The sequence below is a fragment of the Nocardioides sp. NPDC047086 genome (assembly GCF_040643685.1).
Lineage (GTDB): Bacteria > Actinomycetota > Actinomycetes > Propionibacteriales > Nocardioidaceae > Nocardioides.
Genome location: NZ_JBEYUV010000011.1, coordinates 12,666 through 26,104 on the forward strand (window position 1 = coordinate 12,666; position 13,439 = coordinate 26,104).

The following is a 13,439-nucleotide window of genomic DNA, read 5'->3' on the forward strand; positions in this document are numbered from 1 at the left end:
TCAGACCCCAGCGGTGATCGGCACCTGCCAGACGAGCTCGGTGCCGCTGGGGGAGCGGGGGCCGATCTCGAGCTGACCGCCGAGCTGGACCGCGCGACAGCGGGCGTTCTTCAGCCCGCTCTCCTCGGCCTCTTCGGGGACACCGCCGCCGTCGTCGCGTACGACCAGCTTGATCTCGTCGTCCTGAAGGGTCAGCTCGATCTGGGCGCTGTGGGCCTGGGCGTGCCGGGCGAGGTTGGAGACGGCCTCGCGCAGGACCGGCAGCAGGTGGTTGCGGACCGAGTCGGGCACCGCGGTGTCGACCGGACCGGTGATCTTGATCTCCGGGGTGAAGTCCATGACGCCCGCGTACTCGCGCACGACCTCGCGCACCTGCGCGCGCAGCGAGGAGGCATCGTGGTTGCTGAGGTCGAAGATGGAGCCGCGTACGTCCTTGATGGTCTGGTCCAACGCGTCGACCTGCTCCGAGAGCCGCTTGGGCAGATCCTCGACCCGCTGCGGGTTGCGGCCCAGTGTCTCGAGCTGGAGCCCGATCGCGAAGAGACGCTGGATGACCACGTCGTGCAGGTCGCGGGCGATCCGGTCACGGTCGGTGATGACCGCGAGATCGGCGCGGTCCTCGACCGCACGGAGGCGGTCCAGGGCGAGGGCGGCCTGGCCTGCGAAGCCGAAGAAGAGCTCGCGCTCGTGCTCGTCGTGGGCGGCGCCGGCGTTGTCGTAGATCGCGAGCAGCGCGCCGCGGCCGGCGAGCGAGGAGCGCACCGGGGCGACCACGACGTAGAGCCCGTCGACCTCGAGGTCGAGTGGCTCGACGATGCGACGGTCGATCAGGAGCGGGACCTTCTCGGTCACGGCCCGGACCCGTTCCTCCTGGCCGGGCGCGGCAGCGACGCCGGAGACGAGGCCATGCTCGATCCGGGTGCCGGCACCGACGCCGATTGCGCGCATCAGGGGCAGCGCGGTCTCGCACATCCGCTCGAGCGCGACCAGGTGGTCCAGCGGCGGGGTCAGGGCGCGGCTGAGCGCGGCGCTCGCCTCGAGCCACTTGCGGCGCTGCTCGCTGAGCTCGAGCTCGCGCACCTTGTCGATCTGAGCGCCGGCGGCACGGGCCAGGGCGACGACGAGCTGCTCGTCGTGGCTGGTGAAGTCGGCACCGCCGACCTTCTCGGACAGGAGCAGGTGGCCGAAGTCGCGCTCGTCGATGCGTAGCGGCACCTCGATGAACTTGCGCTTGCCGGGGTCGCCCGTACGCAGCGCGTGGCTGCCGCCGTCAGGCGTACGCGGTGTGAGCATCCGGAGCGCCTCGGGGGCGGTGATTCCCCGGGGCCGGGTCGTAGATGCCGGCTCGGCGTCCTCGTCGACGTCCACATCCACATCGACGTCGACATCGACGCGGGCCCGGCGGCCGCGGCTCCTGCCCACGACCTGCAGCGTCGGCTCCTGCTGGTGGCCGTAGGTGATCAGGTCCTGCAGGTCACCGTCGAGGCCGAGCACGCCCAGGGCGCCATAGCTGGCCCCGGTCAGCTCGCAGGCGGAGCGGGTGATTCTCTCGAGCATGGCGCTCAGATCGAGCTCGCTCGACATCGCGATGACCGCGTCCAAGAGCGAGCGCGCCGATGGCTCGAGACCGGTCAGGTCCTCGGTCGCGTCAGTGGTCACTTGTCAGAGTCTGTCGTGCGAGACCCTGTCGCGTCCACATATCGGCAACAGTTTCTCCACTGTCTGCCTCAAACTCACGCGAATGCTTGCGTTTGGTCATTGACTCGCGATCTCGCCGTCGACATAGAACCATCGTCCGGCACGGACCTCGAACCGGCTGTGCTCGGCGAGCACCCCGTCGCCCGACGGTGCCTGGTAGGACGCCCGGAACGCGACCCAGCCGTGGGTGTCGTCGTCGAGCCCGGAGCCCTCGATCTCCAGCCCCGTCCACGTCAGCCGCGAGTCGGGGGCGGCCACGCCCAAGTCGTCGGGGCGGGTTCCCGGGTGCCAGGTGCGGAAGATGTAGTCCCAGTCCCCGAGGGCGTACGCCGCGTAGCGGCTGCGCATCAGCTCCTCCGGGGTCTCGGCCAGAGCGCCGCCGCGGTGCAGCCGGTGGCAGCACAGGGCATAGCGTCGCCCGCTGCCGCACGGGCACTCCTGAGCGAGGGGCGAATCGGTGGCGGTGCGGCCGAAGGGGGACATGCGCCCATTGTGTACCGGAAAGGACGCATTCTCCTCGTAGGCCCGGAGCGCCCCGTCTATGGTGTGGGGGTGGCTCTCAGGCGCGTACGGCTCGGGACGGCGGGGGTGCATCGGTGACGGATGTGAACATCTGTCTGCTGGGCCCCCTGATCGTCACGCGTGCGGGGGAGACCGTGGAGGTCCCGGGGCGACGCCCGCGTACGTTGCTGTCGTTGCTGGCCCTGGAGGCCGGCACGCCCGTCTCCGCCGACCTGCTCGCCGACCGGATCTGGGGCGAGGAGCTCCCCGACAACCCACGCGGCAGCCTCCACACCTATATCGGGCGGCTGCGTCGCGTGCTCGGCAAGGAGGTCGTACGTCGCGCCGCCGGCGGTTACATCCTCGACCTGCCGCGCTCCTCGGTGGACGCGCTCACCTTCATCGACCTGCTCGACGCGGCCGAGGGGCCGGAGGCCTACGACCGGCTCGAGGAGGCCATCGCGCTGTGGCGCGCCGAGCCGTTCGACGAACCGTCCGGGGACTCGCTGGCCGAGCGGACCCGCCCGTGGCTGGTCGACCGCTACCTCGCCGCGCTGGAGCATCGCGCCGAGCTCGACATCGCCGCGGGCCGGGCCGCGAAGGCGGTCGCCGACGTGCGCCGGGTGGTGGGCGACCATCCGTTGCGGGAGTCCCTGTGGGTGGTGCTTCTGGACGCGCTGGACGCCGCCGGCCGCACCGCCGAGGCGCTGGAGGCCTATGAAGAGGTCCGGGCGCGGCTGGCCGACGAGCTCGGCGCCGACCCTGGCGCGGAGCTGCGCGCGACGTTCACCCGGCTGCTGGCCGGCTCCTCGCCGGCCGCGGAGGCCTCCCGGGGCCAGCCGACCGTGCCCGCGCAGCGCGTCTCGGAGGAGGACCTGGTCCCGAGACAGCTGCCGGCCGACATCCCCAGCTTCTCCGGTCGTGAGGCCGAGCTCCGGCTGCTCGACGCGGTGACCATCTCCCACGACGCCGGCTGGCCGAGCGTGGTCGCCGTGCACGGCATCGGGGCGGTGGGCAAGACGGCGTTCGCGGTGCACTGGGCCCGGGCAAGGACCGAGCACTTCCCCGACGGTCAGCTCTTCATCGACCTGCGCGGCTTCGGGCCGGGCGAGCCGCTCTCGCACGCCCAGGCGCTCACCACCCTGCTGATCGGGCTCGGCGTCGACGCCGCCTCGATGCCGGCCGAGGTGGATGCGGCCTCGGCCCTGCTGCGTACGACCCTCGCGCAGCGACGGATGCTCCTCGTGCTCGACAACGCTCGCGACTCCGCCCAGGTGCGACCGCTGCTGCCGGGTGGGGACTCGCTGGTGCTGGTGACCAGCCGGAGCCAGCTGCGTGGCCTGGCCACCCGCGAGGGCGCTCGCCGGCTCGCGCTGGACACGCTCGCCCCGACGGAGTCGGCGGCCTTCCTCAGGCAGCGCCTCATCGACCGGACGGCCGACGAGGCGGACGTACGCGCCCTGGCGGACAGATGTGGCCACCTGCCGCTCGCTCTCGCCGTCGCGGCCGAGCGCTGCAGCCGCTACCCCGACCTGCCGCTGACCGACCTGGTCGCCCAGCTCGACGGCGAGACCAGCCGGCTGGCGGCGCTGGAGGCGCCGCTCGACCCCATCTCCGACCTGCGTGCGGTCTTCTCCTGGTCCTACGACTCCCTCGACGAGGAGTCGCGGCGTGCCTTCCGCCTGCTCGGCCTGCGCCCGGGTCACGAGATCGGGATGCCCGCCATGGCGGCGCTCTTCGCCGCCGACATCGCCACCGCCCGGCGCCTGGTCGACAAGCTGGTCGACGCCAACCTCGTCCGTGAGCACCGCCCCGGGCGTTTCGTGCTCCACGACCTGATCCGCGACTACGCCCTGGAGATGGGCTCCGAGGAGGAGTCCGGTGAGGCGCTGCTGCGGTTGCTGAGCTGGTACACCCACTCCCTGGTCGCGGCTTCCGAGGCCGACGGCCGGTCCTTCCGGCTGATGAGTCTCGACCCTGTCGTCGACGGGGTGACGCCGCTGAGCTTCGCCACCTCGCAGCAGGCCCGCGCCTGGGGCGACCGGGAGTGGCTGACCATGGGCAGCGCCGTACGTCTCGGCGTGCGCGCGGGGCTGCTGGGCCCCGCCTACCAGCTGGTCAACAAGATGTTCAGCCTCTCCATGCGGCACCCGCCCGCCGAGACCGTCCCGCTTCAGGAGCTCGGCCTCGACGCCGCCCTCCGCGCGGGCCAGCACGTCGATGCGGCCTACATCCGCAACCAGGTCGGGATCAGTCGGGCGCGGGTCGGCGACCTGACCCGGGCGATCTCGGAGTTCCGTGGCGCCGCGGAGGTGTTCCGCGAGGCCGGGACCGCGGCCGGTCTGGAGATGGCGCTGTCCAACTGTGGCCAGGCGCTGAGCATGATCGGCTCCCTCGACGAGGCCGTCGCGGTCCTCGAGGAGGCGTACGCCGTCGCGGATGCGGCCGGGATGGACGACCGCGCCCGCGGCAGCCTGATCGGCCTGGCCGAGGTCTACGTCCGGATGGAGCGCTACGAGGACGCCGCGCGACTGGTCGAGGAAGAGATCGGCTTCGGGCCGGTCGACGTCGACTCCTCCGCCTCGCCGCGGATGACTCTGGTCGACGCCCTGATCGGACTGCGGCGCTTCGCCGAGGCCGAGACCCACCTGCGGCTGGAGCTGACCCACCGCCTCGAGGAGCGCAACAGGTGGGGTGAGGCCAACGTCCTCGTCCGCCGCGCCGTGATCGAGCGCGAGACCGACCGGGTCGCACAGGCCCGGGTGACGCTGCACGAGGTCGTCGCGATCCTCGACGAGGTGGGGGAGCTCGACCGCACCGCGCTGACCCGCGAGCGGGTCGAGGACCTGCTCGCCAGCGTCGGGTCCTCGACATCCGCGGATCGGGACGCCGACGCCGAGACCGCCCAGGGGTTGGGCGGCGGCGTAGCGTTGCGTCCGTGACTGCCGCACCCACGATCAGCACCCTCGGCCAGCTTCGCGCGAGCGGCCATGTGTTCAAGTCGCTCCGCGAGGAGATCCGCGACAACCTGCTGGCGAAGCTGGCAGCGGGAGAGGACCCCTGGCCCGGGCTGCACGGCCTGGAGGACACCGTCATCCCCCAGTTCGAGCGTGCGCTGATCGCCGGGCACGACGTCGTCCTGCTCGGCGAGCGTGGTCAGGGCAAGACCAGGCTGCTGCGTACGTTGGTGGGGTTGCTCGACGAGTGGACCCCGGTCATCGAGGGTTCCGAGCTCGGTGAGCACCCCTACGAGCCGGTCTCGGTCGGTTCCCAGCGGGCGGCTGCGGAGCAGGGTGACGCGTTGCCGGTCGCGTGGAAGCACCGCTCCGAGCGCTACTCGGAGAAGCTGGCCACCCCCGACACGTCCGTGGCCGACCTGATCGGCGACGTCGACCCGATGAAGGTCGCCGAGGGGCGCTCGCTGGGCGACCCGGAGACGATCCACTTCGGCCTGATCCCGCGCTCCCACCGCGGCATCGTCGCGATCAACGAGCTGCCCGACCTGGCCGAGCGGATCCAGGTCGCGATGCTCAACGTGATGGAGGAGCGCGACATCCAGATCCGTGGCTACGTGCTGCGGCTGCCTCTCGACCTCTTGGTGGTGGCCTCCGCGAACCCGGAGGACTACACCAACCGCGGCCGGATCATCACGCCGCTCAAGGACCGTTTCGGCGCCGAGATCCGCACCCACTACCCGCGCGAGCTCGCCGCGGAGATGGCGGTCATCCGGCAGGAGGCCGCCCTAGTCGCCGATGTGCCGGACCACCTCCTCGAGATCCTCGCCGTCTTCACCCGTCACCTGCGTGCATCCTCTGCGGTCGATCAGCGTTCCGGCGTCTCGGCGCGCTTCTCGATCGCCGGCGCCGAGACGGTCGCCGCCGCGGCGCTGCACCGCGCCACCGTGGCGGGGGAGCCCGATGCGGTTGCTCGTCTCGTCGACCTGGAGACGGCCGTCGAGGTGCTCTCCGGCAAGATCGAGTTCGAGTCCGGTGAGGAGGGCCGCGAGGCCGAGATCCTCACCCACCTGCTGCGTACGGCCATCGCCGAGACCGTCCGCAAGTCCTTCCGCGGCCTCGACTTCGCGCTGCTCGTCGACGCCATCGAGGACGGCCGCATGGTCACCACCGGCACCAAGGTCGCGGCCGGCGAGTTCCTGGCCGGCCTCCCCGTTCTGGGCGAGTCCGACCTCTACGACCAGATCGGCGACCGCGTCTACGAGGCCACCGGCGGCCCCAAGAACGACGGCCAGCTCGCCAGCGCGGTGGAGCTGGCCCTGGAAGGCCTGTTCCTGGCCAGAAAGATCGGCAAGGACACGGCCGACGGAGAGACGATCTATGGCTGAGCAGACGCCGCCGCTGGTCGAAGGCCACTTCGTTCAGACCTCGGAGCTGCTAGGCGGAGGCGTGTCGAGACCAACACATCGAGCTACTGTGTTGGTTTCGACACGGATTCGTTCGTCCCTTACGAATCCGGCTCAACCAGCGGGGCAGTGATGAGCCGCTACAAGAAGTACGCCGGGGGTGACCCGCTCGCTCCGCCGGTCGACATCGCCGAGGCGCTGGACGCGATCGGCGAGGACGTGATGTCCGGCTACTCGCCCGAGCGGGCGATGCGGGAGTTCCTGCGGCGCGGGGGACAGGACCAGCGCGGCCTGGACGACCTCGCCCGACAGGTGGCCGAGAGGCGTCGTGAGCTGCTGCAGCGCCACAACCTCGACGGCACGCTCGAGCAGGTGCGTGAGCTGCTGGACAGGGCGGTCCTCGAGGAGCGCAAGCAGCTGGCCCGCGACGTCACCATGGACGACGGCGACCGTGCGTTCCGGGAGATGCAGATCGACAGCCTCTCCCCGAACACCGCCGCCGCGGTCAGCGAGCTCTCCTCCTACGACTGGACCTCACGCGAGGCCCGCGAGGCCTACGAGGAGATCAAGGACCTGCTCGGCCGCGAGCTCCTCGACCAGCGGTTCGCCGGGATGAAGCAGGCCCTCGAAGGCGCCACGGACGAGGACCGCGAGGCGATCGCGGAGATGCTCCGCGACCTCAACGAGCTCCTCGAGAAGCACAACCGCGGCGAGGACACCCCCGAGGACTTCGAGGAGTTCATGGCCGAGCACGGCCAGCACTTCCCCGAGAACCCGCAGAACATCGACGAGCTGCTCGACACCCTCGCGCAGCGCGCGGCGGCGGCGCAGAGGATGCTCAACTCGATGTCGGCCGAGCAGCGGCGCGAGCTCATGGAGCTCTCGGCGCAGGCTTTCGGGTCGCCGGCGCTGATGGAGCAGATGGCACAGCTCGACGCCAACCTGCAGGCCGCGCGGCCCGGCGAGGACTGGTACGGCTCGGAGGAGTTCGGCGGCGGCGAGGGCCTCGGTCTCGGCGACGGCACCGGGGTGCTGCAGGATATCGCCGAGCTCGATCAGCTCTCCGAGCAGCTCCAGCAGTCCTACGCCGGCTCGCGGCTCGACGACATCGACCTCGACGCCCTGTCCCGGCAGCTCGGTGACCAGGCCGCGGTCGACGCGCGCACCCTGCAGGAGCTCGAGCAGGCGCTGCGCGACTCCGGCCAGCTCGAGCGCGGCTCCGACGGCGACCTCCGGCTCACGCCGAAGGCGATGCGCCAGCTCGGCAAGGCCCTGCTCCGCGACGTCGCGCAGCGGCTCTCCGGACGGCAGGGCGAACGCGACCTGCAGCGTGCGGGTGCGGCGGGCGACCTCTCCGGCTCCTCGCGGCCCTGGGCCTTCGGTGACACCGAGCCCTGGGACGTACCTCGCACGATCACGAACGCCGTCATCCGCGAGGTGGGCGAGGGGCGGCGCGGTCCCGGCGTGCGGCTGAGCGTCGACGACATCGAGGTGCAGGAGACGGAGGCACGTACGCAGGCAGCGGTCGCCCTGCTCGTCGACACCAGCTTCTCGATGGCGATGGATGGCCGTTGGGTGCCGATGAAGCGCACCGCGCTGGCCCTGCACACCCTGGTCAAGAGCCGGTTCCGCAACGACGACCTGCAGCTGATCTCGTTCGGCCGCTACGCCCAGACGATGGAGATCGAGAAGCTGACCGCCCTCGACGCGATCTGGGACAAGGGCACCAACCTGCACCACGCGCTGCTGCTCGCCAACCGGCACTTCCGCAAGCACCCGGGCGCCCAGCCGGTGCTCCTGATCGTGACCGACGGCGAGCCCACCGCCCACCTGGAGCCGGGCGGCGACGTCTGGTTCTCCTACCCGCCGCACCCGGTGACGATCGCGCGGTCCGTCGAGGAGCTGGAGAACTCCCGCCGCCTCGGCGCCCAGACGACCTTCTTCCGTCTCGGGGACGACCCCGGTCTGGCCCGCTTCATCGACTCCATGGCCCGTCGCGTCGAGGGCCGCGTCGTCGCGCCCGAGCTGGACGACCTCGGCGCTGCCGTGGTCGGGTCCTATCTGGGCGACAGGACGGCACGGCGTACGTCGAACACCTATGGCGGGTATCCGGACGCGTTCGGCGGCCGCGGCTGGTGGGCCGGCTGAATGTTCACCGAGGTAGCTCGGTGAGCTGGCACTCCCCTCGCGGAGTTCCACGAAGCAACCGCACCTCGACCGAGTTAACTCGGTGAGCATCCAGCCGCGTAACCTGCGCTCGTGCCCGAGGAGACGCTGAACGTATTAGCCCTTCTCGCCATCGCGGCCCTGGCCGCCGGCTATGTGGACGCGGTGGTCGGCGGGGGCGGGCTGATCCAGCTCCCGGCGCTGCTGCTGTTCCTCCCCGGTGCCGCGCCGGTGCAGATCCTGGCGACCAACAAGCTGGCCTCGATCTTCGGCACCTCGATCAGTGCGGCGACCTACTACCGGCGGGTGGGGCCGGACCCGAAGACCTTCATCCCGCTCATGATCCTCGCGTTCGCGGGCTCCGCGCTGGGGGCGGGGGTGGCGTCGTACCTTCCCGAGGCGGTCTTCGAGCCCATCGTCCTGATAGCGCTGATCCTGGTCGGGGCGTGGGTGCTCTTCAAGCCGTCCCTGGGCGAGGTGACGGAGCTGAGGTACGACGGTCACCGCCACCTGATCGGCGCGATGGCGGTCGGGTTCGCCGTCGGCTTCTACGACGGTGCGCTGGGCCCCGGGACCGGCAGCTTCCTGGTGATCGGGCTCGTCGGCCTCCTCGGCTACTCCTTCCTGGAGGCGAGCGCGAAGGCGAAGATGGCCAACGTCGCCACCAACCTCGCCGCCCTGGTGGTCTTCATCCCGCAGGGCGCGGTGCTGTGGAAGACCGGCCTGGTGATGGGCGTGTGCAACCTGATCGGCGGCTACCTCGGGGCGCGGACGGCGGTGGCGAAGGGAGCCGGGTTCGTACGCGTCTTCTTCATCGTCGTCGTCGCCGGGTTCATCATCCGCATCGGTGGCAGCGTGCTCGGACTGTGGTGAACTTCGGGGGTGAGATGGCGGGCTACCTGACGATCGCGCGTGACGGCGCCGCCGAGATCGAGGAGAAGCGGTCCCGGTTCCTGTGCACGCTCACCCGGGTCGAGCACGAGGCCGATGCGCGGGCGGTGATCGAGCGGTTGCGCAAGCAGCACTGGGACGCCCGCCACACCTGCTCTGCCATGAGGATCCAACACAGCGTCATCGGCCCGCCGCCGCAACCGGTCGAGCGCTCCAACGACGACGGCGAGCCGGCCGGAACCGCGGGCGCACCGATGCTCGAGGTGCTCCGCGGCGCCGGCGTCTCCGACACGGTCGCCGTGGTGACCCGCTGGTTCGGCGGAACGCTGCTCGGCGCGGGTGGCCTCGTCCGGGCCTACTCCGACGCCGTCCGCACCGCGCTCGACGAGGTCGGCACGCTGCGGCGGGAGCTCGTTCGGGAGTATGAGATCGAGGCCCCGTACGACGCCGCCGGCCGCCTCGAGACCGACCTGCGATCCTCCGGGGTGACCGTCCTCGGGACCACCTACGGCACGGCTGTGACCCTGCGGATCGGGGCTCCGCCTGCCGAGGAGAAACGCCTCGAAGCGCTCGTCGCAGAACTCACCGCGGGCGCGTCCGTGCTGGTCCCGGGCACGGACCAGTGGGTCGACGTTCGGTGACGTTTGGGAGAATGGCCGGGTGAGCGACCATAGCGAGACGCCCGTGGAACTCCCTGCCGGATGGACGGCGAAGGTCCCTGACCTCGACGATCTGCCCGCCCTGCTGAGGCTCCGGGCGGCCGACAAGACGCCGTTCGAGGGCTCCGGGAAGGTCGACGCCGACGCCATCACCGGCGAGATCGCCGGGCCCGCCTCCTGGACCCGTCAGCAGATCGTCGCGATCGACCCTGACGGTGACATCCGCGCCTGGGCCATCGCCCACGACCGCGCCGCTGGCCGCACGCTCGTCTACCTCTACGTCGACCGCACCATCGCCCAGGCCGCCGAGGTCGCGGCCGGGCTCTATGCGTGGCTGGAGGACCAGGCCCGATCGATGGCCGAGCTGCGCGGCATCGCCGAGTCCCACCTCGATGCCAGCCCGTTCGCCGACGACACCGTGCAGCGTGAGTGGCTGGCCGCGGCGGGGTTCACCAACAAGCGCACCTGGCTGCACATGAGCCGGCCGGTCCTGCCCGACGAGACGGTGCCCCCGCTGCGCGAGGGCGTGACGATCCGCCCGGTCGAGACACACGAGAACGGGATGCCCGTCGCGGCCGACCTGCAGACGGTCCACCAGACCCTGGAGGAGTCCTTCCAGGACCACTTCAACTCCTACCGGGAGAGCTTCCCGGAGTTCGTACAGCGCCTCCGCGAGGACCCCGGCCACCGCTGGGACCACTGGTGGCTCGCCTACGTCGATACCCCTGAGGGCGAGCTGCCCGCCGGCTCGCTGGTCGCCTCGGTGCTGCCCGCCAACGCGGCCGGGGTCGAGGGGACGTACGTGGAGTACATCGGCGTCAACCGCAACGCCCGCGGCCGCGGGGTGGCCAAGGGGCTGCTCTACGCGGTCATCGGCGACGCGATCGAGCGCGGTCGTGACCGGGTCTCGCTCGAGGTCGACGCCGACAGCCCCACCGGGGCCGACGGGCTCTACAAGTCGATGGGCTGGGTGACCGACTACATCACCGAGTCCTGGCACAAGGACGTCGCGGTCCAGGGCCCGGGCGGCTAGACGCCGACCCTTCGACAGGCTCAGGACATCGCGTCGGGAAGCTTGAGGTCCAGCGTCGGCGCCTCGGTGCCGCCGTCGACCTCGAGCAGCTTTCCGGTGACGAACTGCCCGGCCCGCGAGGTCAGGTATACGGCCGCCGCAGCGATGTCCTCCGCCTCCCCGATGCGTCCGAGCGGCGTCTTCGCCTCGATCTCGCCGCGCATGGCGTCGTCGCCCGCCACGAACTCGAGGGCACTCGTACGCACCGAGCCGACGAAGATGCCGTTGACCCGGATCCGCGGCGCCAGGTCGGTGGCCGCCAGCCGCGTCCAGTGCGCCAGCGCCGCCTTGGCGGTGCCGTAGGCCAGATAGCCCCTCTCCGCAGTACGCCCCATCATCGAGCTGATCGACACCACCGACTGCTGCCCGTCCGGGCTCTTCACCAGGTACGGAACCGCCGCCCGCGTCAGCGCGTGGGCCGTGGTCACGTTGAAGTGGAAGGCCTCCTCGAGGTAGCCCTCGTCGGTGTCGAGGAATGTGTTCGGGATCGTCCCTCCCACGTTGTTGACCACGATGTCGAGACGCCCGAACTCCTCGTACGCCTGCTCCGCCAGCCCCGCCGTCGCCACCGTGTCGGCCAGGTCCGCCGGCACCACCAGCGCCTGCCGACCCGCCGCCTCGATCCTTTCGGCAACTGCCTGGAGCTGGCGCTCGGTCCGGGAAGCGATCACCACGTCCGCCCCGGCCTCTGCCAGTGCCACCGCCGTCGCCGCCCCGATCCCGCGCCCCGCCCCCGTCACCACCGCCACGTGGCCGGTCAGCTCGAAACGTTCAAGAATGCTCATGCTGTCTCCTCAGTCGCGCCGAATCTGTAGAACCGACGGCCGAATCCGTAGTTGTGGTGGGCGACTCGGTGGAAATGGTGGGCCGAGACTGCAGTTGTGGGAGCCGAGTCGGTACGTGTGGTGATCGCCAGAACTGAAGGCTCGCTCGCACCTTCTGCGGTCTCGGCCGCCACAAGTGCGGTCTCGGCGTCCACAACCACCTACTCGGCTGAGACGAGGCCGCGGCCGGTGATCAGGGGGAGGTCGAGGGGGCTCACCAGGCCGGGGGCGGCGGCTACGACGGCGGGGATGGCGTTGACCAGACGCTGGGCCGTGACGATCATCCCGGAGACGTTGTGGTCGCCGTGCTCGCCGTGATGGCTGAACTCGACGGTCATCGACGGCTCGCCGGTGATCTCGATGCGGTAGCAGCCGTCGCCGGTCGCCGGGACCGGCCAGTCGGGGTCGGACCCGGCGTCGGTGCGGGTGACGTGCTCGAGAGTGATGCGGGGGATCCCGTCGACGGTGCCGGTCACGGTGAAACGTACGGATCCCTGGGTGCCCTCGGCGATGTCGACGGACACGGTCTTGGTGTCCTTGACCGCCGGTCGGCGCTCGACGTGCTCGACGAGCGGCTCGTCGAGCGTCACCCCGAGACCGGCGGCGAGGACCCGGACGACGGGACCCCAGGCGGTGCTCAGGACCCCCGGCTCCCACAGGAACGGCTTGTCCTCCAGCGAGCCCCCGAAGCCGAAGAGATCCTTCATCACGACGGGCTGGAAGTACGTCGAGTAGTCGGCGATCTCGCTGACCCGAAGATGGTCGATCCGCTGCGACAGCGACGTCATCGCGAGCGGCAGGACGTCGTTGGCGAACCCCGGGTCGATGCCGTTGACGTGCAGCGACGCACCGCCCTCCCGCCCGGCACCGTCGATCCCGGAGATCATCTCGTCCGGCAACGTGCCCTGCGGGTGGACCAGGATCACCGGCCCGGAGGAGACGACGTTGACCCCGTCCCGGATCAGCCCGGTCAGGTCTTCGATCGCCTCGAAGACCCGGTCGTCGGTCATCGCCGCGTGGACGACGCAGTCCGGGGCGAGCGCGAGCAGCTCGTCGCGCGACGTCGTCGCAAGAACTCCCAGGGACCGTCCAAGCCCCGCCAGCTCACCGGCATCGACCCCCGCCTTCGCCGGTGTCGAGGTCCAGACCCCGACCAGCTCCAGGTCGGGATGGGCATCGACGCCCGCGATGGCATGACGTCCCACCGTCCCGGTGGACCAGACGACGACTCTGAGCGGCTTCTGCGGATCGGTTCGGGGCATGCCCCA

Annotated in this window: 10 protein-coding genes; 6 read left to right on the forward strand and 4 right to left on the reverse strand. The window is 70.9% G+C overall.

Going from position 1 to position 13,439, the window contains the following annotated elements:
• Nucleotides 1–1,659, reverse strand: a complete 1,659-nt coding sequence (locus tag ABZ796_RS10400) for a histidine kinase (protein ID WP_357336693.1) — start codon at nucleotides 1,657–1,659, stop codon at nucleotides 1–3.
• A 96-nt stretch (nucleotides 1,660–1,755) separates the two neighbouring features.
• Nucleotides 1,756–2,181, reverse strand: coding sequence for a YchJ family protein (locus tag ABZ796_RS10405; protein WP_357336694.1), 426 nt, complete (start codon nucleotides 2,179–2,181; stop codon nucleotides 1,756–1,758).
• Nucleotides 2,182–2,294: 113 nt separating this feature from the next.
• On the opposite strand from ABZ796_RS10405, the gene ABZ796_RS10410 reads away from it, so the two are divergent.
• The 6 genes from ABZ796_RS10410 (at nucleotide 2,295) to ABZ796_RS10435 (ending at nucleotide 11,308) form a co-directional block, all read left to right on the forward strand.
• Nucleotides 2,295–5,141 (forward strand): BTAD domain-containing putative transcriptional regulator, encoded by a 2,847-nt coding sequence (locus ABZ796_RS10410; RefSeq protein ID WP_357336696.1) that lies wholly within the window; start codon nucleotides 2,295–2,297, stop codon nucleotides 5,139–5,141.
• Nucleotides 5,138–6,541, forward strand: a complete 1,404-nt coding sequence (locus tag ABZ796_RS10415) for a magnesium chelatase (protein ID WP_357336697.1) — start codon at nucleotides 5,138–5,140, stop codon at nucleotides 6,539–6,541. The genes ABZ796_RS10410 and ABZ796_RS10415 overlap by 4 nt, the downstream gene beginning before the upstream one ends.
• 150 nt (nucleotides 6,542–6,691) lie before the next feature.
• On the forward strand, nucleotides 6,692–8,707 hold the full coding sequence (locus ABZ796_RS10420) for a VWA domain-containing protein (protein ID WP_357336699.1): 2,016 nt from the start codon (nucleotides 6,692–6,694) through the stop codon (nucleotides 8,705–8,707).
• 111 nt (nucleotides 8,708–8,818) lie between these two features.
• A complete protein-coding gene (locus ABZ796_RS10425) occupies nucleotides 8,819–9,598 on the forward strand; it encodes a TSUP family transporter (RefSeq protein WP_357336700.1) in 780 nt (259 codons plus the stop codon).
• Nucleotides 9,592–10,257 carry a YigZ family protein gene (locus tag ABZ796_RS10430; protein ID WP_357336702.1) on the forward strand — a complete coding sequence of 222 codons (666 nt, stop codon included), beginning with the start codon at nucleotides 9,592–9,594 and terminating at the stop codon, nucleotides 10,255–10,257. Before ABZ796_RS10425 ends, ABZ796_RS10430 begins: the two co-directional genes overlap by 7 nt.
• A gap of 43 nt (nucleotides 10,258–10,300) precedes the next feature.
• A complete protein-coding gene (locus ABZ796_RS10435) occupies nucleotides 10,301–11,308 on the forward strand; it encodes a GNAT family N-acetyltransferase (RefSeq protein WP_357336704.1) in 1,008 nt (335 codons plus the stop codon).
• Between the two features lie 20 nt (nucleotides 11,309–11,328).
• On the opposite strand, the gene ABZ796_RS10440 is transcribed toward ABZ796_RS10435, so the two are convergent.
• On the reverse strand, nucleotides 11,329–12,132 hold the full coding sequence (locus ABZ796_RS10440; RefSeq protein ID WP_357336706.1) for an SDR family oxidoreductase: 804 nt from the start codon (nucleotides 12,130–12,132) through the stop codon (nucleotides 11,329–11,331).
• Nucleotides 12,133–12,332: 200 nt separating this feature from the next.
• Nucleotides 12,333–13,433 carry a diacylglycerol kinase gene (locus ABZ796_RS10445; RefSeq protein WP_357336707.1) on the reverse strand — a complete coding sequence of 367 codons (1,101 nt, stop codon included), beginning with the start codon at nucleotides 13,431–13,433 and terminating at the stop codon, nucleotides 12,333–12,335.
• Nucleotides 13,434–13,439 lie beyond the last annotated feature (6 nt).

Excerpts from the sequence above, each read along its gene's own strand:
- ABZ796_RS10420 (WP_357336699.1), top strand. The coding sequence starts at position 6,692 with ATGAGCCGCTACAAGAAGTACGCCGGGGGTGACCCGCTCGCTCCGCCG.
- ABZ796_RS10440 (WP_357336706.1), bottom strand. The coding sequence starts at position 12,132 with ATGAGCATTCTTGAACGTTTCGAGCTGACCGGCCACGTGGCGGTGGTG.
- ABZ796_RS10405 (WP_357336694.1), bottom strand. The coding sequence starts at position 2,181 with ATGTCCCCCTTCGGCCGCACCGCCACCGATTCGCCCCTCGCTCAGGAG.
- ABZ796_RS10445 (WP_357336707.1), bottom strand. The coding sequence starts at position 13,433 with ATGCCCCGAACCGATCCGCAGAAGCCGCTCAGAGTCGTCGTCTGGTCC.